We start from the raw sequence: 23,273 nt of genomic DNA on the forward strand, positions 1-23,273 counted from the left end.
TCTCTTGGCGCGATCAGTCTTCTTCGGGGTGCTGCAGCGGCTTCTGCTCGTCGAGACCGACGGCGCCGAGCACCTTGTCATCCGCACTGCGCTGGTGCGCGGCCCGCTCGGCCTCGTCCCGCGCCGCGCGGAAGTCCGCGAGGATGCGGTTCTGCAACGTGAACATCTCACGTTCCTCGGCCGGCTCGGCGTGGTCGTAGCCGAGCAGGTGCAGCACGCCGTGCACGGTCAGCAGGTGCAGCTCGTCCAGCAGGCCGTGGCCCGCCTTCTTGGCCTGGTCCTTGGCGAACGCCGGGCACAGCACGATGTCCCCGAGCAGCGCGGGACCGAGCCCCGCCGCGTCGGGCCTGCGGGCCGAGTCCAGCTCGTCCATGGGGAAGGCCATGACGTCCGTGGGACCGGGCAGGTCCATCCAGCGCTCGTGCAGGTCGGCCATGACGTCCAGCTCGACGAGCAGGACGGACAGCTCGGCCAGCGGGCTCACGCCCATGCGGTCCAGCGCGAAGCGGGCGGCGGAGACGATGGAACCCTCGTCGACCCCGACGCCCGACTCGTTGGCGATCTCGATGCTCACGGCGCCTATCGTCCCCGCCGCTGGTTCCCCCGCCGTGCACCGGGTCCCTGGTGCCGCCCGTTCTGGTCCAGCGCGTCCTGGTCGACCTGCCACTTCTCGTACGCGTCGACGATGTCGCCGACCAGGCGGTGGCGCACCACGTCCTGGCTGGTCAGCACGGAGAAGTGCACGTCGTCGACGCCGTCGAGGATCTCCTGGACGACCCTCAGACCACTGCGCTGGCCGCCGGGGAGGTCGACCTGGGTGATGTCACCGGTCACGACGACCTTGGAGCCGAAGCCCAGGCGGGTGAGGAACATCTTCATCTGCTCGGGCGTCGTGTTCTGCGCCTCGTCGAGGATGATGAACGCGTCGTTGAGCGTGTTGTGGGTGAGCAGGTGGTCCTCGGTCACGTACAGGGAGTCCTGCGCCGCGACCTGGATGCAGACCGTCTCGGTGCGACCGGCGGGCTCGATGCTGTCGATGAAGCGCATCGGACGCCCACCGCCACCGGCGGCGTGGTACTTCTCCCGCTTGCGCTCGAGCCGGAACGGCTCGACGCCCGCGGGCAGCCGGATGTCCAGGACGTAGGCGTCGTGGCGGTACCCGACCTCACGGCCCTTGGCCATGCCGGGCTTGCGGCCGGCTGCGGGACGGCACCGCCAGTAGGCGACACCGCCCAGTGAACGCACCAGACCGACCACGTCGTCCCGCAGGCGGGGCGAGGTGGTCACGTACTGGATGCGGCAGGTCCGTTCGGCCTGGGTGACCGGACCGCCGTCGGAGTCGAGCAAGCCCTGCAGAACGGCCAGCCGCACGTCCGCGCTGTTGTGGAGGTAGACCTCCGGTACGAACTTGGTGTGCGAGCGCGTGCCGTTCAGCCCGAGCTCGCGCATGACCTTCGTCACCGGGTTCGCGATGGTGACCACGTCGCCGGGCTGCCGGACGCGCTTGAGCGTGTAGTCGACCCGGTTCTTCCGGACCACCGCGACCTCGGGTTCCAATGCCACCTGGAGGGCGAGGGCGAGAGCCGGGTCGGCCGTCGAGAACGCCGGCGTCGTCGCGCCCGTGAGGCACCCGTCGCCGATGAGCAGGCCGAGCGCGTACGCGTCCATCGGCACTTCGCGTTCCGGCAGGCACACCGGCGCACTGAGCATCGGCAGCTCATACCGGCGTGCGTGCGCGGCACGGAGATTGCCGATCATCTCCTTCGTCTGGAGCACCCGCCACGGCTTGTCGCGGCGGCGGTCGGACGCCGTGCGGACCGTCCACAGGTGCTCACCGCACGCGAGGGTGGACGAACCGTCCTGGGCCGTGACCCGGTAGACGTCCTTCTCCCCCTGCGGGTAGACGCCCAGCACCGGCGTCGGCTCACCGTTCGAGCCGATGACCAGGTCACCGACCTGGAGCGACCCGATCGGCCGGAAGCCCTCCGGGGTCAGCACCGGGGTGAAGATCGGCTGGGCGCGGCCGCGCATGTAGGCGAGGGGGGCGACCTCGATCGTGCCCGCCTGCGTGAGGCGCGGGATCGACTCCGGGTCGACCATGTCGTGCAGCGCGTCGTAGAGCGGGCGCAGGTACGGGTCGATCTTCTCGTACAGGGTGCCGGGCAGGTAGCCGAGGCGTTCGCCGGCCTCGACGGCCGGGCGGGTCAGGATGATGCGGTTGACCTGCTTGGCCTGCAGGGCCTGGACGGCCTTGGCCATGGCGAGGTAGGTCTTGCCGGTGCCCGCGGGGCCGATGCCGAACACGATCGTGTTCTTGTCGATGGCGTCGACGTAGTGCTTCTGGTTCAGCGTCTTCGGCCGGATGGTGCGGCCGCGGCGGCTGATGATGTCGAGGCTCAGGACCTCGGCGGGCGACTCGTCCGTGTTCGCGCTCAGCATGGCGACGGTGCGGCGGACGGTGTTGGTGTCGACGGCCTGACCGCGGCTCGCGAGGGTGACGAGCTCGGTGAACACGCGTTCCGCGAAGGCGACGTCGGCGGGGGCGCCGGAGAGGGTGATCTCGTTCCCGCGCACGTGGACGTCGGCGTCGAGCAGTTCCTCGGCGAGGCGGAGGTTCTCGTCGCGCGACCCCAGCAGGCTGAGCACCGCACCGTCGGGCACGGCGAACCGGGACTGACCTTCCTTGTTGCTCTGCTGTGTTTCTTCGGCCACGAGGCCCCGGCCTGCTTCCTGTCGCTCGGATCTGATGGCCACGATGCTAGTCCGGCCGAAAATGAGTGGCTACCGGATTGCTCACCGTGTGTGCTCACCGGTTGTGGAGATCCGCAGGCTGACCGTCGCCGACGTACCCGACTGCATGAAGCTCATCACGGACCGGGGTTGGGCCTGGACGCCCGAGCAGTGGGAGCTGATGCTCGCGCTGGGGCCGGCGTGGGGTGCGTTCGACGAGACCGGGTTGCTCGGCACCGCGGTGACGACGCCGTACCCGCAGATGCAGGCCATCAGCGGTGTGCTGGTGGGTTCGTGGGCGGGACGCAGGGGCATCGGCACTCAGCTCATGACCAATGTATTGGACATCAGTCCTTCGGTGCTGTTCGCGACGGCCATGGGTGAGCCGCTGTACGCGCGGCTCGGCTTTCACCCCGTCGGGGCAACGGTCGAGCTCCAGGGCGAGCTCGCCGGTCCCGCGAGCGGGAGGACGCGGCCGGCGACGCCCGCGGACCTGCCCGTGCTCGCCGCACTGGACGAGGAGGTGAGCGGGTTCACGCGGCCGTTGCTGTGGGAGCGGCTGCTCGACCCGGCGTCGCCGTACCGGGTGCTGATGTCGGCGGACGGCGTCGTCGCGACGCGGCCGAACCCGGCCGGGGAGACCGTGGGGCCGCTGATCGCGCCGTCGGCCGAGGTCGCGTGCGCGATGCTCGTGGACGTGGCCGCCGGTGCGGGCCGGGTCCGCGTGGACACCGGTGACGCCGAGGTGGCGGCCTTCCTGCGGGGACGGGGGTTCGAGCAGGGTGGCGGCGGGTGCACGTTGATGGTGTGCGGTGCCGACGACGTGCCGGGTGACCGGTCGCGCTACTTCGCCCCCGCCTCGCACGCACTCGGGTGACGCGGGAACTCGACGGGAACCGCAGTACACGGGCGAGCTGACCACACCGATATCCGATATATCGCGAACTCGACGACCTCGGCACGAAGGTCGTCGAGCTCGAGCAAGCACACGGTCTGAGGTCGTGGGGCGAGGCCACCCGGGTGGAAGGCCCCTCGTCAGAGGCGTTTGCCGCCGAGCAGGTGCAGGTGGGCGTGGAAGACCTCCTGCCCGCCGTCGGTCCCGGTGTTGAACTGCAGCCGGTAGCCGCTCTCCGCGACGCCCTCGGCCTCGGCGACCTCCTTCGCGGCGGCGAAGAGGTCGCCGAGCTGGTCGCGGTCGAGTGCCACGGCGTGCGGGACGTGCTCGCGCGGGATCAGCAGCACGTGCACGGGTGCCTTGGGGTGGATGTCGCGGAACGCCAGCGTCGTCGCGGTCTCGTGCACGACGGTCGCCGGGATCTCGCCTTGGACGATGCTGCAGAACAAACAGGCCATGCGCTCACACGCTAGCGGGGTTCAGCGGAACAGGGCGGCCAGCTGGTCGTCGACCGCCTCGGTCATCTCCTCGGCGGTGAGCTCGTCGGGCCCGAGCTGGTGGTGGACGTTGAGCCCGTCGACCAGCGCGATGAACCTCCGGGCCGCCTTCAACGGCACCACGCCGGCGCGCAGCTCGCCTGCTTCCGCCGCGGCGGCGAACACGCGCGCGACCTCGTTGTACAGCTCGCGCGTGCCGTAGCGCTCCAGCTCGCGCAGCGACGGTTCCACCAGTGCGCGCGGCAGGAACGACAGCAGCACCGCCGCCTCGACCCGCCGGTCCTCGTCCAGCGCGAGCATCTCGTGGGCGATCGCCGCCACGCGCTCGCGGTTGCCGAGCGCGGGGTCGATCTGCTCGAACCGGGCGAGGAACCGCCGGTAGGCGAGCTCCATCGCGAAGCCCAGCAGCGAGTCCTGCGTCGGGAAGTAGTGGCGCAGCGACCCGCTGGACCACCCGGACTCGGCCGCTACGGCCCGCACGGAGGCGTGGTCGATCCCGTCGCGCCGCACGATGCGCCAGACGGCCTCGGCCAGCTCGCGGCGGCGTTCCTCGTGGTCGACAACCTTCGGCACCGGCCCTTTCTAGCAGCCGCGCGCCAGCCGGACGACCGCCTCCTCGCACCGCTGCCAGGACGCCGTGCCGGGGGTGATCACGTCCATGTGCCCGGCGCCCTCGACGACGACGAGCTCCGCCTGCGGCTCCACGGCGCAGAACCCGGTGCTCTGCTCCACGGGCACGTCCTCGTCGCGGTCGCCGTGCACGCACACCACCGGTTTGCCGATCGGCACCAGCGCAGCCGGTGACGCCTCGGCGAACTGCTCCTCGGTGCACAGCTCCAGCGCCCGTGCGGTGATGTGCCGGGTGAAGTCGAGGACCGCGGCCTGTGCGACCGCGCCGACGACCCGGTCGCTGTGCTTGGCGGCCCACACGGCGAGGTGTCCCCCGGCGCTGTGCCCCAATGTCACGACGGGCCCGATGTCGACGGCATCAATGGCGGCCAGCACGTCCTGTCCGGTTACCGGCCACCCACCGCCACCGCCGACGCGCCGATATTCGACGTTCCACACGGTGAATCCGCGCCGCACGAGCACATCGGCAAGTGGCCGCCCCAACTCGAGCCCGTACCGCTGATGCCAAAAACCACCGTGGATGACGACAACAGCACCCTCCGCAGTCCCTGCAGGAACGTAAAGCTCACCGAACTGACTGGGGTGGTCACCGTAAGCAATCCGCTGCACACACCCGAACCTACGCCAATCGCCAGGACGGTAAGGCTGCCGCCAGCGAAGAGGGAAACGAGCCGGAAAGGGCAGGTGGGAAGGCCCAAAAAGAGCAGGTGAGGGTGAGGAGGGACGGCAGAGGAGGGGCAGCAGATGAGGGCAGCAGGCACCTGGTCCGGGGGTCCGGGGGCGAAGCCGCCCGGCTGGGGTTTGGGGGCTCGGCCCCCAAAAACACCCTTCTTTCGCCGAGCGGCGAAGGCGCGCAGCGCCGAGCGCGCGAGGCGGGAGAAATAAGGAGGCGCCCCGCGGTCCGAAGCCTGGGGGTCGCTTCGCCGCGAGGCGCCGACGCCGGACCGAGGGGGGAGGTGTCCGGCGAGTCTTTTGGGCAGAAGGGCCTAATCGTCTACTCCGTTTCCGGATAGACCAATCATCCCCTCTGTGGACAAGGGTAACCCCGAGGGCCTGGGATTCGCTACAACTCTCGTCAAGCCAATCCATCGGGTGTTCATCCCGGGAGTGATCGGGGTCACCAGCGGGGGGTGAGCACCCCGATGGCACCAAGAGCAACGGCTGCGGCGGTAGATGCACGCAGAACGGTTGGGCCCAATCGGACCACTCGTGCACCCGAAGATCGCAACGCGTCGAGTTCGTCGAGGGTGATCCCGCCTTCGGGACCCACGACGAGCAGGACGTCCCCTGCGGTGGGCAGTGCGACATCGGCGAGCCGGTCGGTGGCGCTCTCGTGCAACACGAGCGTCAGCGCCGAGGACGACACGCGCTGTGCCAGCTGCGCGGTGCTGACCGGTTCGTCGACGAACGGCACGCGGGCGCGGCGGGCCTGCTTGGCCGCTTCGCGGACCGTGGACCGCCAGCGGCCCAGTGCTTTGGCGCCGCGCGGGCCGTCCTCCCACTTGGCGACGCACCGGGCGGCGCGCCAGGGCAGCACGCCGTCGACGCCGGCCTCGGTGGCCAGTTCGACGGCGAGCTCGCCGCGGTCGCCCTTCACGAGCGCCTGGGCGAGGACGACGCGGGGGGCCGGTTCGGGTTCGGTCCAGCGTTCGACGACGCGCAGCGACAGGGCGTCCTTGTCCAGGACCGCCACGACGACGCAGCGGACCTGGGTGCCGGAGCCGTCGGACAGCACGAGCTCCTCGTCGGCGCGCAGCCGTTTGACCGTCGCCGCGTGCCGGCCCTCGGGGCCGTCCAGCACGAACGACTCACCCGAGGGCAGCGCGGGGACGAGGAAGACCGGCAGGGTCACCGGTTGCCGCGGGAGGAGCGCAGGCGGGAGAACAGACCGCCGCCGCCCTTGCCGTTGTGCGACAGGGACGGTTCGCTCTCGCCGCGCAGCTCGGCCAGTTCGCGCAGCAGCGTGGACTGGGCCGCGTCGAGCTTGGTCGGCACGACGACGTCGAGGTGCACGTGCAGGTCGCCGCGGCCGTCGACGCGGCCGGTGGAGCGCAGCTTCGGCATGCCGCGGCCGGTGAGCACCAGCTGCGTGTTGGGCTGCGTGCCGGGGTCGATCTGCAGCTCCTCCTCGCCGTCGAGCGTCTTCAGCGGCAGCGTGGCGCCGAGCGCGGCGGTCGTCATCGGGATCTGCACGACGCAGTGCAGGTCGGCGCCGTCGCGTTCGAAGATCTCGTGCGGGTGCTCCTCGACCTCGACGTACAGGTCGCCCGCGGGGCCACCGCCGGGGCCGACCTCGCCCTGGCCCGCGAGGCGCACGCGCATGCCCTCGGCGACACCCGCGGGGATGTTGACCGAGATGGTGCGGCGCGAGCGGGTGCGGCCGTCGCCGGCGCACTGCTGGCACGGGTCGGGGATGACCTCACCGTAGCCGCGGCAGACCGGGCACGGGCGGGACGTGACGACCTGGCCGAGGAACGAACGCTGCACGGACTGGACCTCGCCGCGGCCGTTGCAGGTGTCGCAGCGGATCGGCTTGGAGTCGCCGGCGGTGCCGGCGCCGTGGCAGCGGTCGCAGAGGATCGCGGTGTCGACGGTCAGCTCGCGGCTGGCGCCGGAGGCGCACTCCTCCAGCGTCATGTCGAGGCGGATCAGCGCGTCCGAGCCCGGCTGCACGCGGCTGCGCGGACCGCGGCCACCACCACCGCCGCCCGAGGCGCCGAAGAACGCGTCCATGATGTCGCCGAGGCCGAAGCCCGCGAACGGGTCACCGCCGCCGCGTCCGCCACCGGAGTCGAGCGGGTCGCCGCCGAGGTCGACGACGCGGCGCTTCTCGGGGTTCGACAACACCTCGTAGGCGGCCGTCACCTCCTTGAAGCGGGCCTCCTCGTTGGGATTGACGTCCGGGTGCAGCTGCCTTGCGAGCTTGCGGTAGGCGCGCTTGATCTCATCCTGTGTCGCGTTCTGCGCCACACCGAGGATGCCGTAGTAATCCCTGGCCACCTTGTTCGCTTTCGTGTTCATCTTTCAGCACAAGTCCTGGTTCAACGACCGGTCAGGATCTCACCGACGTAGTTGGCGACCGCGCGGACGGCCGCCATGGTTCCCGGGTAGTCCATGCGCGTCGGTCCCACGACGCCCAAGCCGCCCAGCGGGTTGTCGCGGCTGCCGTACCCGATGGACACCACTGAGGTGCTGCGCATCTCGGCGGCCTCGTTCTCCTCCCCGATGTACACCATGACACGGCCGGGGTCGCGCGAGGCGGCCAGGAGCTTCAGCACCACGACCTGCTCCTCCAGCGCCTCCAGCACCTGGCGCAGCGAGCCGGGGAAGTCCGCGACGTTGCGGGTGAGGTTCGCGGTGCCGCCGAGCACGAGCCGTTCCTCCGGGTGCTCGACGAGCGTCTCGATCAGCACCGTCGCGAGGCGCAGCATCGGGTCGCGCAGGTCCTGGCGGATCTCGTCGGGCAGCTCGGCGACCTTGGCGCTCGCGTCGGACAGCTTCTTGCCCGCCATCGCCTGGTTCAGCGACGCGCGCAGGTCGGCCACGTCCTGTTCGGAGACGACGTCGCCCAGCTCGACGATCCGCTGGTCGACGCGGCCGGTGTCGGTGATCAGCACCAGCATGAGCCGCGCCGGTGTGATGGGCAGCACCTCCAGGTGCCGCACGGCCGCACGCGACAGGGTCGGCACCTGGATCACCGCGACCTGCCTGGTCAGCTGGGCGAGCAACCGCACGCTGCGGCGCATCACGTCGTCGAGGTCGAGCGCCCCGTCGAGGAAGCTGCGGATGGCCCGCCGCTCGGCCTGCGAGAGCGGCTTGATCTCGCTCAGCCGGTCGACGAAGAGGCGGTAGCCCTTGTCCGTCGGCACGCGGCCCGCGCTGGTGTGCGGCTGGGCGATCAGGCCCTCGTCCTCCAGCGCGGCCATGTCGTTGCGCACGGTCGCGCTCGACACACCCAGGTTGTGCCGCTCGACCAGGGCCTTCGACCCGACGGGCTCCTGGTTGGACACGTAGTCGGCGACGATGGCGCGCAGCACCTCGAACCGACGCTCATCGGAGTTCACCGCTGTTCACCTCCCGTGTCCCACTGCTCCCGAGTTTACCCAGCCGGTTTCCTGCGGGGTGCCACGTCCGTGAAGCTGCTGTGACCGGGCTCAACCAGGCCTCAGGCCGGCTCGGGCGCCGATATCCAATGTATTGGACATCGGGTCGAAGTAGGACGGCAGCGGGAGCGGCAGTTGGGCGGCAGGTCCGCCGTGAACCGCCGGAGAGGGGCCTGCCCGTTCGTAGCTTCGAAGTCACCTGCCGACGACACGGGGGCTTCGATCCACATGACTGTCCTGCTGGACTCCGCTGATCTGAACGACGTGTCCGCCGCGGCAGCGCTCGGCTTCGTCACCGGCGTCACGACGAACCCGACGCTGCTGCGCCAGGTCACCTCCGACCCGCTCACGCACGCGGCCGAGCTGCTGGCCGCGACCGACTTCCCCGAGGTGTACTACCAGCCGACGGGCGCGCACGGCGACCTGCTCGACGAGGCGCTGCAGGCGTGGAAGCTCGCACCGGAGCGCATCGTGCTCAAGGTGCCGGCGACCCCCGGCGGTGCCGTCCTCGCTCAACGGCTCGTGCGCGAGGGCGTGCCGGTCTCGCTGACCGCGGCCCAGTCGCCCAACGCCATGATCATCGCCGAGGCGATCGGCGCGGCGAGCGTGATCCCCTACGTCGACCGCGCGTGGCGCGACCCGCGCATCGGCAACGACCTCGTCCACCGGCTCGCCGCGCTGCGGCGCGGGAGCACCCGCATCGTCGCGGCGTCGGTGAAGAACGCCGGGCAGTTCACCCAGGCGTTCGCCGACGGCGCGGACGCGGTCACCGCGCCGCTGGGCGTGCTCACCCAGGTCCTCGCCCACCCCGCCGCGCTGGAGGCCGAGCAGGCCTTCGCCGGCGAGTACGGGGGCTGAGCCGTGTTCGAGGCGGTGCTCTTCGACATGGACGGGGTGCTGGTCGACACCGAGGCGTCGGTCGCCGACTTCTGGCAGGACCTGGCGCGCTCGCACGGGTTCTCGATCAGCGCGGCGGACCTGGACCGGCACGTGTACGGGCGCAGCGCGCTGCACACGTTGCGCGAGCTCTTCCCGATGATCCCGGCGGACCGCCACCCCGAGGTCTACGAGCTGATGCGGGTCAACAACGAGACCCTGCACTACTCCACGATCCCCGGTGTCCTGCCGCTGCTCGGGTCGCTGCGCGCGACCAGGACGCCGGTCGCGCTGGTCACCGGTGCCGAGCCGTACAAGGCGGCGGCGGTGCTGAGGCAGCTCGGGCTGGAGTTCGACGTCACGGTCACCTCCGCCGACGTGGAGCACGGCAAGCCGGACCCGGCCTGCTACGCGCTCGCCGCGCACCGGCTCGGCGTGCCGGTCGAGCGGTGCGTCGTGTTCGAGGACGCCGACAGCGGCATCACCTCGGCGGTCGCCGCGGGCGCCACGTGCGTCGCGCTGGCACCGCCGCACCGCGAGGCCGCCGTACGCGCGGCCGGTGCCGCCGCGGTGGTGCGCGACTTCCGTGAGGTCTCGTTCGGCGGTGGCGCCCTGCGCACGCCGGAGCGCGAGCTGCCGTTCGTGCCGGCCGACCTGTTCACGGAGCCGCGGGACCGCTGGGACGCCGCCGTCGCGGACGCGCTCGTCGGGCCGGACGAGGTGGTCTACCGCTCGCACCTGGTCGGCGCCGATCCGGCGCTCACCAGGGAGGGCGGCGGCAACTTCTCGGTCAAGGGCGTCGCGCCCGACCAGTTCGGCGAGCCCACCGCGGTGCTGTGGATGAGCTCGTGGGGCTGCGACGGCGCGGTGACCACGCACGAGGACTTCCCGGTGCTGCGGCTGGACGACCTGCTGCCGGTGCTCGACGGCGGTCCGATGGACGAGCGCGAGATGGTCGACCTCCTGGTCGCGAGCGGGCTGCGGCCCGGCCAGAAGCGGCCCGGCATCGAGACGCTCACGCACGCGTTCATCCCGGCCGAGCACGTCGACCACTGCCACCCGGATGCGGTCATCGCGCTCACGTCGTTCCCGGACGGTCGCAAGTACGCCGAGGAGGAGTTCGGCGAGGAGGCCATCTGGTTCGACTACCGGCAGTTCGACGTGGACGTGGCCCGCGAGCTGGGCCGCAAGATCCGGTCGAGCCCGCGGGCGCGGTTCGTCCTGCTCGCCAACCACGGCATCTTCACCTGGGCCGGCACGAGCGAGCAGTGCTACCGCAACTCGCTGGAGGCCGTCGCCCGGTCCACCGCCGCGCTGCGCCGCGCGATCAGCCGGCCGGCCGACCTCGGCGGCCAGGTCGTGCCGCGCCACGAGCACCCCGAGGACGTGCTCGTCGAGGTGCTTCCCGTGCTGCGCAAGGCGTTGGGCGGCGAGATCCTGCACGTGGACCGCAGCGAGCAGGCGGTCGCGTTCGCCTCGTCGGCCCGCGGGCCGGAGCTGAGCCAGGTGGGTCCCGGCTGCCCCGACCACGTGGTCACCGCCGGCCACCGACCGCTCGTGCCGGCACCCGATGAGTCCATCGAGGACGGCATCAAACGCCACCAGGAGTGGTACAACGCGGTCTTCGAGCGGTACATCTCCTTCCCCACCACCAAACGCACCGACGCACCGCACGTCGTCGTGCTGCCCGGCATCGGTGTCGTCTGCTCCGGCCCGGACGCGGCGAAGGCACGGCTGTGCGCCGACCACTTCGGACAGACGATGACCGTCATCCGCGCCGCCGACGCGGCCGGTGGCTACGTCACGCTCACCGAGGAGCAGAGCACCGCCGACGAGTACTGGCCGCTGATCCGGATGAAACCGCAGCTGGTCCCCCGCGACGGGCGGCTGGCCGGTCAGGTCGTGCTCGTCACGGGTCTGCCGGACGACGTCGCGATCGGCGTCGCGGAACGGCTCACCGCCTCCGCCGCGCACGTGGCGGTCGCGGGCCGCGACCACGACCGCATCGCCGCGGCCGTCGAGGAGATCCAGAAGCACCAGGGCGAACGCCGCGCGGTCGCGCTGCCGGGCACCGACCCCGAGCGCGAGGCAGTGCTGGCCTACGGCGGCTTCGACGTCGTCGTCGACACCGGGGACGACCCGGAGGCGATCGCCGACACCGTTCTTTCCACCACGCGAGACAGGCAGGAGTCCTGATGAGTCTCACGACCGACAGGAAGAGCACCGCGGAGCTGATCGGGCTCGACGGGCTGTTGCCCGACGGGCACCGGCTGCTGGCGTCCTGCTTCGACGCGCACCACACGATCGGCGGTGGCCTGTTCGCGATCGGCGAGGCCGTGGAGGAGATCGACCGGATCTCCAGCTCGGGCCTGTGCGCCGGCGAGGGCCTGCTGTACCGCTGCCTGTGGAGCGCCGACGGGAGCCCCGCCGAGCTCGTGGTCTACGACGAGACGGGGGTGCGCCGCTACCACCGGCTCGACAACGTCTCCACGCCGCACGACATCCTCGTCGTCGACGGCAACGTGCTGGTCGCCGCGACCATGCAGAACGAGGTGCAGTGCGTCGGCCCCGACGGTGAGGTGGCGTGGCGCTGGCAGGCCCCCGGCGAGGCGGACAGCTGGCACCTCAACAGCCTCGCCCGCTACGGCGACCGCACCGTCGTGTGCGGGTTCGGCGAGTTCCTGCGCCGCCGCGGCTGGGACGAGAACGGCAAGCCCGCGAGCGGCCGCGTGGTCGACCTGGAGACCGGCGAACCGGTCCTGGAGGGGCTGAAGGCACCGCACAACCCGTACTACGCCGACGGCACGTGGCTGGTCTGCGACTCCGCGACCGGTGACCTGGTCGAGATCGACGACACCGACCGCACCCAGCAGCGCAGGCTCGCCCTGCCCGGCTGGCCGCGCGGCCTGGTCGCCGCGGGCCACCACCTGTTCGTCGGCCTGAGCCCGCACCGGCACGCCGCGACCTCGGTCGAGACGGCGGCGGTCGCGGTGGTCGACCGGGCGAACTGGTCGGTCCTCGGCGTGGTGAACCTGCCCGCCCGCGAGGTCTACGCGCTGGCGCTCGCACCGGCCGCGCTCGTAGAGGGCGCGCGGCAGGGCTTCGGCGCCAACCAGACCCGCGTGCACGAGCAGGGCCAGTGGCAGATGTTCGACCGGCTCGGCGTGCGGCCGCGGCGGCTGTGGGCGGTCGGCGACCCGCTGGCCGAGGACGAGTGCCACGCCTCGATCACGCTGGACGGCCCGGTCGTCGACGACGCGGAGGCGGGTGGCCTGCTGACGCTGGACTGCCTGGTGCGCAACACCGGTGCGGGCGTGCTGACGCCGGCACCGCCGTTCCCGGTGCGCGTGGTGCACCGCTGGACCGCCGCCGACGGCAGCGAGGTGCCCACCCAGCCGATCCGGTCGGCGCTCCCCCAGTCGCTGCCGCCGGAGGCCGTCACCCGCGTGCCCGTCCGCACCCGCGTGCCGGACCTGCCGGGGCTCTACAAACTGCACGTCACGCTCGCCCAGGACAACGGCGTCCCGTTCGACCAGCTCGACCAGGACAGCGCGCTGGTGCTCGACGTCAGCGTCGTCTCCGGTCACCCCGACTACGAGGCGCTGAGCGGGTTCGGCCTGTACCCCAACGAGGTCCGCACCGCCTGCAACTCCGGCGGCACGGTGTCCGACGTCGTGCGGACGCTGCTGAGCCGCCCGACCGGCACGTACAACGGCCTCACCCTCGGCCTGGTGCAGGAGCACGGCACCGACGCGTTCGTCGAGGCCGTCGCCGCCGTGCTGCGCGGGTCCGCGTCCGCCATCGAGCACATGGTGCTGGCGGCGATCCCGGACTACGACGACGTCAAGCTCACCGGCGCCGAGGCCGTCGCGCTCGCGTTGCACCGCTGCGGCACCAGGGTCGCGTTCGCCTACGCCGGCACGTCCGAGCTGGCGCTGTGCGACGCGCTGGCGCGGGTCGGGCTGCTCGTCAACGGCCGCGGCGACCGCGAGTCGCTGTTCCAGGCCGGTGGCGCGAGCCGACTGCAGGCGGGCACCGGTGCGGCGGTCCTGCACGGCGCGCGTGGCCTCACCAACGCGCTGGGTGCGCTGGCGGACCTGCGCCGCAACGAGATGGGCACGCTGGCCGTGGTCGGCATGCCGTCGACCGGGTCGCAGCCGTTCCTGCCGCCGCACGGCGAACCGGACCTGATCGCGGCCTCCGGCGACTTCGCCAAGTCGTGGTTCGAGCTCGGTGCCGTGCCGAAGGACGACCCGCGCGGCTACGTCGAGGAGTTCGGCACGAAGCTGTTGCAGGCCATCGACGACGTCCGCCAGGCCCCGCACGGGCCGGTGCTGTTCGCGCTGCCGCAGGACGTGGCCGAGGCGGAGTGGCTGCCGCTGACGGCGCTGCCGCTCATCCCGGTCGCCGAGCAGCCCGCGTTCGACGAGGGCGCGCTGAACCGGGCGGCCGAGCTGCTCGCGGTCGCCCGCAGGCCCGCGGTGCTGATCGACGACTACGCGCTGACCCACCGGGGCGTGCAGGCCGCGCTGGCCGCGTTCTGCGCCCGCACCGGAGCACCGGTGCTGCAGGTGAAGTACCGCCGCGGCCCGATGCTGTTCGAACGGCTGCACACCGCGGACGTGCCGGAGTTCATCGGCTGGTACGACCCGAAGTCGCCGATGCACCGCGCGGTGCTCGACACGACCGACCTGCTGATCACGCTGGAGGACCGCAACATGTACCCGCGGGTGGTCGGCCCGCTGCCGGACTGCCCGAAGATCGCGGTGAACACGAAGCCCGCGGCCGTGGAGAAGAACGGCTACCTCGAAGCCGGTGACGTGCTGGTGGCCGGTGACGTCGTGGCCGCGCTGCGCGAGCTGACCGACGAGGCACCCGACCTCGACGGCAGCTGGTACACCGGGCTCTCCGACGAGCCCGCTCCCGCGGGGGAGACGCCGCCGGCGGAGGCCGCCGTGATCCGCACCGGGGTGGCACGGGCGATCGGCGCTGCCGCTGCGCGGTCGCGGCGCCGGGCCGTGCTGGTCGACGACAGCCAGATGTTCGGCGGCATGCTCGCCGAGGACTACGACCAGTTCCCGCACGGGCTGCGGGTGTTCGGCGGGCACGGCGGGTTCGTCGGCTGCGGCATCACGATCGCGACCGGCCTCGCGCTGGGCGAGCCGGCGGCGAAGGTGTTCTGCACCCTGGGCGACCAGGGCTTCACGAACTCGGTGCAGGGCCTCGCGGCCGCCGTGCAGGAGTCCGCGCCGGTCACGTTCATCGTGTGCAACAACGGTGGCGCGGTGTCGTTGCGCAAGCAGTCGCGGCCGTCGGGCTGGCTCGACGCGGGCCACGGCCAGTACCTCGACAACGCCGCGGGCATGCGGTACGTCGACATCGCCGAGGCGTGGGGCGTGCGCAGCTGGCGGGTGGACCTGGGCGAGTGGCTCGACCGCGACCGCAGCGCCACCCGGCTGGAGACGTTCGCGCAGGCGTTGCAGGTGGCCGCCGAGGAGACAGGGCCGACGCTGATCGAGCTGGTCCTGCCCTCCGACCCGGAGTTCTGGTCCGGCGTGTGGATCACCGAGGGCTTCGAGCAGCAGAAGAAGGCCGCACCCGAGGAGGTGGCCCGTGCATGAGGTCGCGATAGGAGCCGCACCGCTGACCCCGTACCGGGAGGTGTTCGGCGACGAACGGATGGAAGCGCTGCGGGACACCGCGGAGGAGGCGTCGAGGGCGCTGCACGGCCGGACCGTGTGGAACGTCAACTCGACGGCCGCGGGCGGCGGCGTGGCCGAGCTGCTGCACGCGCTGATGCCGCTGGCCCGCGCACTCGGGATCGACACGCGCTGGCTGGTCATCGACGGTGACGCCGAGTTCTTCGCCATCGCGAAGCGGTTGTGCACCAGGCTGTACGGCGCGCCCGGCGACTCCGAGCCGCTGGGACCGGAGCAGCTGCAGCACTACCGCGCGACGACCGAGCGGGAAGGCGGCGCGCTCGCGGCCCGGATCCGGCCGGGCGACCTGGTGGTCGTGCACGAGGCGCAGCCGGCCGGTCTGGTCGACGTCGCCCGCAGGCTCGGTGCGACGGCGGTGTGGCGCAGGCACATCGGCACGGACGAACCGAACGAGCACACCGAGGAGGGCTGGGCGTTCCTGCGCAGGTTCGTGGAGAACGCCGACGCCACGGTGTTCCTCACCCGGAACGCCTGCCCGGACTGGGCGCCGCGGCCGCACATCATCCCGCCGTCGATCGACCCGTGCGCCCCCAAGAACCTGGAGCTCACGGACGAGCAAACGCTTGCGATCCTGCGGCGCACCGAGATCGTCGCGGGCACCGCGGACCCGGTGACCATCCGTCCGCCCGTGGGCGAGCAGGTCACCGTGCGGCACAAGGCGACCATCGTCCGCGAGGTCGCGCCAACGGCCGACGTGCCGATGGTGGTGCAGGTGTCGCGGTGGGACGAGCTGAAGGACATGGCCGGGGTGCTGCGGGCGTTCCTCGACGCCGATGTCGAGAACTCCTGCCTCACGCTGGCGGGCGCGGACGTCGTCGGTGTCGCCGACGACCCGGACGCCCACCGGTTCTGGGACGAGTGCGTGGAGCAGTGGAAGGCCCTGCCGGTCGAGCACCGCCGGCGCGTCCAGCTGCTCTGCCTGCCGATGACCGACCTGCGGGAGAACGCGCTGGTGGTCAACGCGTTGCAGCGGCACGCGACCGCGGTGGTGCAGAAGAGCATCGCCGAGGGCTTCGGCCTCACCGCGACCGAGGCGATGTGGAAGGGCAAGCCGCTGGTCGCGAGCGCGGTCGGCGGGCTGCGCGAGCAGATCGTGCACGGCGAGTCCGGCCTGCTCGTCGACGACCCGCACGACCTGGTCACGACGGCGGCGCTGATCCGGCGGCTGCTCACCGACCCGGTGCTGGCGCGCCGGCTCGGTGAGGGCGCCCGGCGGCGGGTGAGCGAGTGCTACCTGCCCGACCGGCACCTGACCGACTGGGCCGGGCTCATCAGGTCCGCCGTGACCGTGGAGGTGGTGTGATGCGCGCGCTCGGAGCGAACGGGCCGGTCGTGTCCGACCTCGGCCTCGGCTGCATGGGCATGTCGCAGTTCTACGACACCTGGGACGACACCGAGTCGCTGCGCACGTTGCTGGAGGCGCTCGACCTCGGCGTCACGTTCCTGGACACCGCGGACATGTACGGCCCGTACACCAACGAGGAGCTGGTCGGCCGGGCGGTGCGCGGCCGCCGCGACGACGTCGTCATCGCGACCAAGTTCGGCAACCTCAAGAACGGCGCGGGCGACAACGTCGGCGTGAATGGCCACCCGGAGTACGTGCGCACCTCCTGCGAGGGGTCGTTGCGGCGCCTCGGGGTCGACCACATCGACCTCTACTACCAGCACCGCATCGACAAGGGCGTCCCGCTGGAGGACACCTGGGGTGCCATGGCGGAGCTGGTGCGGGAGGGCAAGGTCCGGCACCTGGGCATCTGCGAGGCCGCGCCGGCGACGGTCCGGCGGGTGCACGCCGTGCACCCGGTGACCGCGGTGCAGACCGAGTACTCGCTCGTGAGCCGCGACCCCGAGGCCGAGCTGTTCGGCGTGCTGCGGGAGCTGGGCATCGGGTTCGTCGCCTACTCGCCGCTGGGACGGGGCATGCTCACCGGCCGGTTCAGCCGGTTCGAGGACCTGCGGCCGGACGACTTCCGCCGGCAGCTCCCCCGGTTCCAGCCGGAGAACCTGGCGCACAACAACGAGGTCGTCGCGCGGGTCGCCGAGCTGGCCTGGGCCAAGGGCGTCTCGGTCGCGCAGCTCGCGATCGCGTGGGTGCTGCGCCAGGGCGTCGTCCCCATCCCCGGCACGAAGAACTCCGTGCGGCTCAAGGAGAACACCGGCGCGCTCGACGTGGAGCTGTCGGCGGACGAGCTGGCCCTGCTCGACGAGGTCGCACCGCCCGGTGCCGTGCGGGGTGACCGGTACTTCGCGGCAGGCATGACGAAGGTGGACATATGAGCGGCCAGTGGTGGCGCGACGCCGTCCTCTACCAGATCTACCCGCGCAGCTTCGCCGACTCGAACGGTGACGGCATCGGCGACCTGCCCGGCATCACCGCCCGGCTGGACCACGTGGCGCGGCTCGGTGCCGACGCGATCTGGCTCTCGCCGTTCTACCCGTCACCGCAGGCCGACTTCGGCTACGACATCAGCGACTACGAGTCGGTCGACCCCGTCCACGGGACGCTGGACGACTTCGACGCGATGGTGGCGGCGGCGCACGAGCGCGGCATCCGGGTCGTCGTCGACATCGTCATGAACCACACGTCCGACCGGCACCCGTGGTTCCTGGAGTCGCGGTCGGACCGCACGAACCCCCGGCGGGACTGGTACATCTGGGCCGACCCCGCACCGGACGGCGGCCCGCCGAACAACTGGCTCAGCGCGTTCGAGCGCTGCGGCACGGCGTGGCGGCTCGACGAGCCGACCGGGCAGTACTACCTGCACAGCTTCACGCCCGGTCAGCCCGACCTGAACTGGCGCAACCCGGACGTGCACGCGGCGATCCGCAAGGTGTGGCAGTTCTGGCTCGACCGCGGGGTGGACGGGTTCCGCATCGACGTCGCGCACCGGCTGATGAAGGACCCGCAGCTGCGCGACAACCCGCCGGAGGTCGCCCACGCGCGCCGGCACTTCACGCACCCCTCGGTGCGGCAGCGCAACCTCGACCTGCCCGAGGTGCACGACGTGCTGCGCGACATGCGGGTCGTGCTCGACGGGTACGGCGACCGGTTCGCGCTGGGCGAGGTGCCGATCAGCGACGACGCCCGGCTCGCCACCTACTTCGGCGGCGACGGGATGCAGACGGCGTTCCACATCGCGTTCTGGGAGCAGCCGTGGGACGCCAGGGCGTTCCGCGCGTGCGTCGACGGGCTGATCGCCCACACCCGGACCGACGCGGTGCCCACCTACGCGTTGTCCACCCACGACATCTCGCGGACCGTGAGCCGGTACGGGGCCGAGCACGCCCCGGTCGCCGCGATGATGATGTTGACCCTGCGCGGTGTCGCCTGCGTCTACTACGGCGAGGAGATCGGCATGGCCGACGCCCCGCCCGCCCTGGAGCAGGACGTGGACGGGCGGGACGGGCAGCGCACGCCGATGCAGTGGGACGCCACCGGCGGGTTCACCACCGGTACGCCGTGGCTGCCGCTGGCCGCCGACCAGCACGTGGTCAACGTCGAGGCACAGGAGGACGACCCCGGGTCGCTGCTCAACCTGTACCGGCGGCTGATCGCCTACCGGCGCGGCAGCGAGGACCTGCTGCGCGGCGGCTACGTGTCGCTGGACAGCCCGGCGGACGTGTTCGCCTACCGGCGGGGCGACCTGCTGGTGGCGTTGAACTTCGCCGGCCACCCGGTGGCGTTCGACGTGCCCGGTGCCGCCGCCGGGCGGGTCGAGCTGTCCACCCGGACCGACCGCGAGGGCGTCGTCACGCTGCGACCGCTGGAGCTGAGCGACCACGAGGGCGTCGTGCTGAAGCTCACCGCGGGCGACCCGGCAGACGCGGAGGCGGGGCCGTGACCAGCAACTGGGCCGGTAATGTCCACTACACCGCGACCGAGTTCGTGCGGCCGGCCACCGTCGAGCAGGTGCGCAAGACCGTCGCGCACGCCGGGCGCGTGCGGGCGCTGGGCACCCGCCACTCGTTCAACGACCTGGCCGACTGCCCCGGTGTGCTGGTGTCGGTGGCCGACCTGCCGCCCGTCGTCGACGTCGACGCCACCCGTGCCACGGCGCGGGTGGCGGCCGGGCTGAGCTACGCCGAGCTGGCACCCCGGCTGGACGCGGCGGGCTTCGCGTTGCCGGCGATGGCGTCGTTGCCGCACATCAGCGTCGGCGGGGCGGTCGCGACGGCCACGCACGGCTCGGGCGTGCGCAACCAGGTGCTGTCCGCGGCGGTCCGCGAGCTCGAGCTGGTGACCGCCGACGGCGACGTCGTCGGCATCGGCCGCGACGACCCCGACTTCGCCGGCGTCGTCGTCGGGCTGGGGTCGCTGGGCGTGGTCACGCACCTGACGCTGGACCTCGTGCCGACCTACCAGGTGCGGCAACGCGTGTACGAGGGCCTGCCGCTGGAGGTGCTCGACGACCACTTCGCCGAGCTCATGTCGTGCGCGTACAGCGTGTGCCTGTTCACCGACTGGCGAGAACCGGTGCTCACGCAGGTGTGGGTGCAGGAACGCGTGGACGAGCCGGCGACGCTGCCGTCGTGGTTCACCGCCGTGCCCGCCGACGGGCCGCGGCACCCGGTCGACGGCGTGGACCCGGTCAGCTGCACCACCCAGGGCGGCGTGCCGGGGCCGTGGTTCGAACGGCTGCCGCACTTCCGCTCCGACCAGCCGCCGAGCAGCTCCGGTGACGAGCTGCAGTCCGAGTACATGATCCCGGCGACCGACGCCGTCGCCGCCCTGCGCGCGCTCGGCGAGGTGCGCGAGCGGATCCGGCCGGCGCTGCAGATCTGCGAGGTCCGCACGGCGGCGCGCGACGACTTCTGGCTGAGCACCTGCTACGGCCGCGAGACGGTGAGCATCCACTTCACGTGGACCTCCGACATGTCGGTCGTGCTGCCGGTCGTGGAGCTCGTGGAACGGCAGCTCGCGCCGTTCTCGCCACGGCCGCACTGGGCGAAGACGTCCGTGGCGACCGCCGAGTACGAGCGCATGCCGGACTTCCGGGCCTTGCTGCACCGCTACGACCCGGCCGGGAAGTTCACCAACGCCTTCACGGACCGCCACTTCACCGGTCCCGACACCTCCGGGAGGAACAGGTGACGCACGTTGCCGGCTACACGTCGCCGCTCGCCGTCAACGGCGGCGGCACCGTCTGGTTCACCGGCCTGCCCAGCGCGGGCAAGAGCACGCTCAGCAGGGCGGTGGCCGACCGGTTGCCGACCGGCCGGGTCGAGCTGCTCGACGGGGACGAGGTGCGGCAGACGCTGTCCGCGGGCCTCGGCTTCTCCCGCGCCGACCGCGAGGCCAACATCGACCGCATCGGGTTCGTCGCGGACCTGCTGGCGCGCAACGGCGTGCTCGTGTTCGCCGCGGTGATCTCCCCGTTCCGCGCGGCCCGCGACCAGGTCCGCAGGCGCCATCAGGCGAGCGGCACGCCGTTCGTCGAGGTGCACGTCGCGACGCCCGTGGAGGAGTGCTCCGAACGGGACGTGAAGGGCCTGTACGCCCAGCAGCGCGCCGGCGCGATCCGCGGCCTGACCGGGGTCGACGACGTCTACGAGCCACCGCCCGCACCGGAGCTGCGGCTGGACACCCGCGGCAACACCGTGGACGACAGCGCCGACGCGGTGGTGGCCCTGCTGTGCGAGAAGGGAATGCTGCGATGACGCTGACCGCGGTGGACCACCGGCTGGGCGACCGGGAGGCCGCGCTCGCCGACCTGGAGGACGAGTCGATCCACATCCTGCGGGAGGTGGTGGCGACGTTCGACCGGCCGGTGCTGCTGTTCAGCGGCGGCAAGGACTCCATCGTCATGCTCCGGCTGGCCGAGAAGGCCTGCTGGCCGGGGAAGATCCCGTTCCCCGTCATGCACGTCGACACCGGCCACAACTTCCCCGAGGTGGTCGAGTTCCGCGACCGCAGGGTGGCCGAGCTCGGCGTCGAGCTGGTCGTGGCCTCCGTGCAGGACTCGATCGACCGCGGCCGGGTCACCGAGCAGCCCGGCCAGCTGCGCAACCCGCTGCAGACCGTCACGCTGCTCGACGCCATCGCCGGGCACCGGTTCACCGCGGTGCTCGGCGGGGCGCGGCGCGACGAGGAGAAGGCCCGCGCGAAGGAACGGGTGTTCTCGGTGCGCGACGAGTTCGGCCGGTGGGACCCGCGCAACCAGCGGCCCGAGCTGTGGGACCTCTACAACGGCCGGCACCGCGCCGGTGAGCACGTCCGGGTGTTCCCGCTGTCGAACTGGACCGAGCTCGACGTGTGGGGCTACATCCGCCGCGAGGGCATCGAGGTGCCGTCCATCTACTACGCGCACCGGCGGGAGGTCGTGCGGCGCGACGGCATGCTCATCGCCGTCACCCCGTTCACACCTCCATTCGAGAACGAGGAGGTGTGCGTCGAGACCGTGCGCTACCGGACCGTCGGCGACACCACGTGCACCGGCGCCGTGCGCTCCGACGCGTCCACTGTGGACGAGGTGGTCGACGAGGTCGCGGCGAGCACGCTGACCGAACGCGGCGCCACCCGCGCGGACGACCGCGCCTCCGAGGCCGCCATGGAAGACCGCAAACGGGAGGGGTACTTCTGATGCCGGGACTGCTGCGGGTAGCGACGGCGGGCAGCGTCGACGACGGCAAGAGCACGCTGATCGGCCGGCTGCTGCACGACTCCAAGGCCGTGCTCGCCGACCAGCTCCAGGCCGTGACGTCGGCGAGCCGGCGCCGCGGGTACGCGGAGACCGACCTCGCGCTGCTGGTGGACGGCCTGCGCGCGGAACGGGAACAGGGCATCACGATCGACGTGGCGTACCGGTACTTCGCGACGCCGAAGCGGTCGTTCGTCCTCGCCGACACACCGGGGCACGTCCAGTACACCCGCAACATGGTGACCGGGGCGTCGACCGCCGACGTCGCCGTCGTGCTGGTGGACGCGCGGACCGGCCTGACCGAGCAGTCCCGGCGGCACACCGCCATCGCGGGCCTGCTCGGCATCCGGCACGTGGTGCTGGCGGTGAACAAGATGGACCTGGCCGGCTACCGCGAGGACGTGTTCGACGAGGTGGTCGCCGAGTTCGCGCGGGTCTGCGACAGCTCGTGGACCGCGATCCCGATCTCGGCGCTGCGCGGCGACAACGTGGTGACCCCGTCGGACGAGACCCCCTGGTACGGCGGCGTTCCGCTGCTCGCGCACCTGGAGGACCTGGTGCTGCCGCCGGCACCCTCACCCGGTGGCCGGTTCGCGGTGCAGCTGGTGATCCGGCCGCGCACGCCGGAGCACCGCGACTTCCGCGGCTACGGCGGGCGGGTCGCCTCCGGCACGCTGCACGTCGGCGACCCGGTGGTGGTGCAGCCCGGCGGCTGGCAGACCACGATCACCGCGATCGACACCTACGACGGGCCGCTGTCCTGCGCCACGACCGGCCAGTCCGTCGTGGTCAGCATCGCCGACGACCTCGACGCCGGCCGCGGCGCGATGATCAGCACCGGTACGCCCGGCACCGTCACCTCCGCGGTGGCGGCGACCGTGTGCTGGATGACCGGCACCCCGCTGGAACCGGGCGCGCGGTACGTCGTGCGGCACACCACCAGCGAGTCGCGGGCCGTCGTCGAGGCGGTGGAGAGCCGGCTGAACGTGAGCACGTTCGGCTCCGAGCCCGCGGAGTCGCTGGGGCTCAACGACATCGGCACGATCCGGCTGCGGTTCGCCGACCCGCTGGTGGCGGACCGGTACCGCGACAGCCGTGCCACCGGCGGGTTCGTGCTGGTCGAGGAGGGCAGCGGCGGCACGGCGGCGGTCGGGCTGATCGAGGCGGTGTGACCCGCGGCGGGG

18 protein-coding genes and 3 pseudogenes are annotated in these 23,273 nt (G+C 72.0%); 11 read left to right on the plus strand and 10 right to left on the minus strand.

Annotation, left to right across the window (positions count from 1 at the left end):
• Positions 1–13 precede the first annotated feature (13 nt).
• The 4 genes and pseudogenes from ybeY to ACZ7CF_RS36060 form a co-directional block, all read right to left on the minus strand.
• Positions 14–574, minus strand: a complete 561-nt coding sequence (gene ybeY, locus ACZ7CF_RS36045) for an rRNA maturation RNase YbeY (protein ID WP_360397165.1) — start codon at positions 572–574, stop codon at positions 14–16.
• 5 nt (positions 575–579) lie between these two features.
• Positions 580–936: pseudogene (locus ACZ7CF_RS36050) on the minus strand (PhoH family protein); the annotation flags it as partial.
• Between the two features lie 282 nt (positions 937–1,218).
• A pseudogene (locus tag ACZ7CF_RS36055) lies at positions 1,219–2,031 on the minus strand (LAGLIDADG family homing endonuclease); the annotation flags it as partial.
• Positions 2,020–2,712 (minus strand): annotated as a pseudogene (locus tag ACZ7CF_RS36060) (PhoH family protein); the annotation flags it as partial. The pseudogenes ACZ7CF_RS36060 and ACZ7CF_RS36055, both read right to left, overlap by 12 nt.
• A 103-nt stretch (positions 2,713–2,815) precedes the next feature.
• Between ACZ7CF_RS36060 and ACZ7CF_RS36065 the strand changes: the two are divergent.
• Positions 2,816–3,607 (plus strand): GNAT family N-acetyltransferase, encoded by a 792-nt coding sequence (locus ACZ7CF_RS36065; RefSeq protein ID WP_470371878.1) that lies wholly within the window; start codon positions 2,816–2,818, stop codon positions 3,605–3,607.
• Between the two features lie 158 nt (positions 3,608–3,765).
• Here ACZ7CF_RS36065 and ACZ7CF_RS36070 read toward each other — a convergent pair whose 3' ends face one another.
• The 6 genes from ACZ7CF_RS36070 to hrcA are packed head-to-tail and all read right to left on the minus strand — an operon-like array spanning position 3,766 to position 8,816.
• Entirely contained in the window at positions 3,766–4,083 is a 318-nt protein-coding gene (locus ACZ7CF_RS36070) for an HIT domain-containing protein (RefSeq protein ID WP_458433869.1), read from the minus strand.
• A 21-nt stretch (positions 4,084–4,104) separates the two neighbouring features.
• Positions 4,105–4,695: a TetR/AcrR family transcriptional regulator gene (locus ACZ7CF_RS36075; protein ID WP_360397161.1), complete on the minus strand. Its 591-nt coding sequence runs from the start codon at positions 4,693–4,695 to the stop codon at positions 4,105–4,107.
• Positions 4,696–4,704: 9 nt separating this feature from the next.
• Positions 4,705–5,841 carry an alpha/beta hydrolase family protein gene (locus ACZ7CF_RS36080; RefSeq protein ID WP_470371879.1) on the minus strand — a complete coding sequence of 379 codons (1,137 nt, stop codon included), beginning with the start codon at positions 5,839–5,841 and terminating at the stop codon, positions 4,705–4,707.
• Between the two features lie 28 nt (positions 5,842–5,869).
• Complete coding sequence (locus tag ACZ7CF_RS36085; protein ID WP_360397159.1) at positions 5,870–6,604, minus strand: 16S rRNA (uracil(1498)-N(3))-methyltransferase; 735 nt, start codon at positions 6,602–6,604, stop codon at positions 5,870–5,872.
• A complete protein-coding gene (gene dnaJ, locus ACZ7CF_RS36090; RefSeq protein WP_360397446.1) occupies positions 6,601–7,752 on the minus strand; it encodes a molecular chaperone DnaJ in 1,152 nt (383 codons plus the stop codon). The genes ACZ7CF_RS36085 and dnaJ overlap by 4 nt, the downstream gene beginning before the upstream one ends.
• A 41-nt stretch (positions 7,753–7,793) precedes the next feature.
• Positions 7,794–8,816 (minus strand): heat-inducible transcriptional repressor HrcA, encoded by a 1,023-nt coding sequence (gene hrcA, locus ACZ7CF_RS36095; RefSeq protein WP_360397158.1) that lies wholly within the window; start codon positions 8,814–8,816, stop codon positions 7,794–7,796.
• 267 nt (positions 8,817–9,083) lie between these two features.
• Between hrcA and ACZ7CF_RS36100 the strand changes: the two genes are divergently transcribed.
• From ACZ7CF_RS36100 to ACZ7CF_RS36145, 10 genes are read left to right on the plus strand one after another with little or no spacing between them, the layout of a single operon-like run.
• A complete protein-coding gene (locus ACZ7CF_RS36100) occupies positions 9,084–9,713 on the plus strand; it encodes a transaldolase family protein (protein WP_360397157.1) in 630 nt (209 codons plus the stop codon).
• Between the two features lie 3 nt (positions 9,714–9,716).
• Positions 9,717–11,927 (plus strand): HAD-IA family hydrolase, encoded by a 2,211-nt coding sequence (locus ACZ7CF_RS36105; protein WP_470371880.1) that lies wholly within the window; start codon positions 9,717–9,719, stop codon positions 11,925–11,927.
• Entirely contained in the window at positions 11,927–15,352 is a 3,426-nt protein-coding gene (locus tag ACZ7CF_RS36110; protein ID WP_360397155.1) for a DUF4915 domain-containing protein, read from the plus strand. The genes ACZ7CF_RS36105 and ACZ7CF_RS36110 overlap by 1 nt, the downstream gene beginning before the upstream one ends.
• Positions 15,345–16,754, plus strand: a complete 1,410-nt coding sequence (locus ACZ7CF_RS36115) for a glycosyltransferase (RefSeq protein WP_470371881.1) — start codon at positions 15,345–15,347, stop codon at positions 16,752–16,754. The genes ACZ7CF_RS36110 and ACZ7CF_RS36115 overlap by 8 nt, the downstream gene beginning before the upstream one ends.
• Complete coding sequence (locus tag ACZ7CF_RS36120) at positions 16,754–17,728, plus strand: aldo/keto reductase (RefSeq protein WP_470371882.1); 975 nt, start codon at positions 16,754–16,756, stop codon at positions 17,726–17,728. Before ACZ7CF_RS36115 ends, ACZ7CF_RS36120 begins: the two co-directional genes overlap by 1 nt.
• On the plus strand, positions 17,725–19,293 hold the full coding sequence (locus tag ACZ7CF_RS36125; protein WP_470371883.1) for an alpha-amylase family glycosyl hydrolase: 1,569 nt from the start codon (positions 17,725–17,727) through the stop codon (positions 19,291–19,293). The genes ACZ7CF_RS36120 and ACZ7CF_RS36125 overlap by 4 nt, the downstream gene beginning before the upstream one ends.
• Positions 19,290–20,543: an FAD-binding protein gene (locus tag ACZ7CF_RS36130; RefSeq protein WP_470371884.1), complete on the plus strand. Its 1,254-nt coding sequence runs from the start codon at positions 19,290–19,292 to the stop codon at positions 20,541–20,543. The genes ACZ7CF_RS36125 and ACZ7CF_RS36130 overlap by 4 nt, the downstream gene beginning before the upstream one ends.
• Complete coding sequence (cysC, locus tag ACZ7CF_RS36135) at positions 20,540–21,109, plus strand: adenylyl-sulfate kinase (protein ID WP_360397150.1); 570 nt, start codon at positions 20,540–20,542, stop codon at positions 21,107–21,109. Before ACZ7CF_RS36130 ends, cysC begins: the two co-directional genes overlap by 4 nt.
• A complete protein-coding gene (cysD, locus tag ACZ7CF_RS36140) occupies positions 21,106–22,032 on the plus strand; it encodes a sulfate adenylyltransferase subunit CysD (protein ID WP_360397149.1) in 927 nt (308 codons plus the stop codon). Before cysC ends, cysD begins: the two co-directional genes overlap by 4 nt.
• Positions 22,032–23,261: a sulfate adenylyltransferase subunit 1 gene (locus ACZ7CF_RS36145; protein ID WP_470371885.1), complete on the plus strand. Its 1,230-nt coding sequence runs from the start codon at positions 22,032–22,034 to the stop codon at positions 23,259–23,261. The genes cysD and ACZ7CF_RS36145 overlap by 1 nt, the downstream gene beginning before the upstream one ends.
• The last annotated feature ends 12 nt before the right edge of the window (positions 23,262–23,273 follow it).

Source organism: Lentzea sp. NPDC036955 (genome assembly GCF_055608005.1).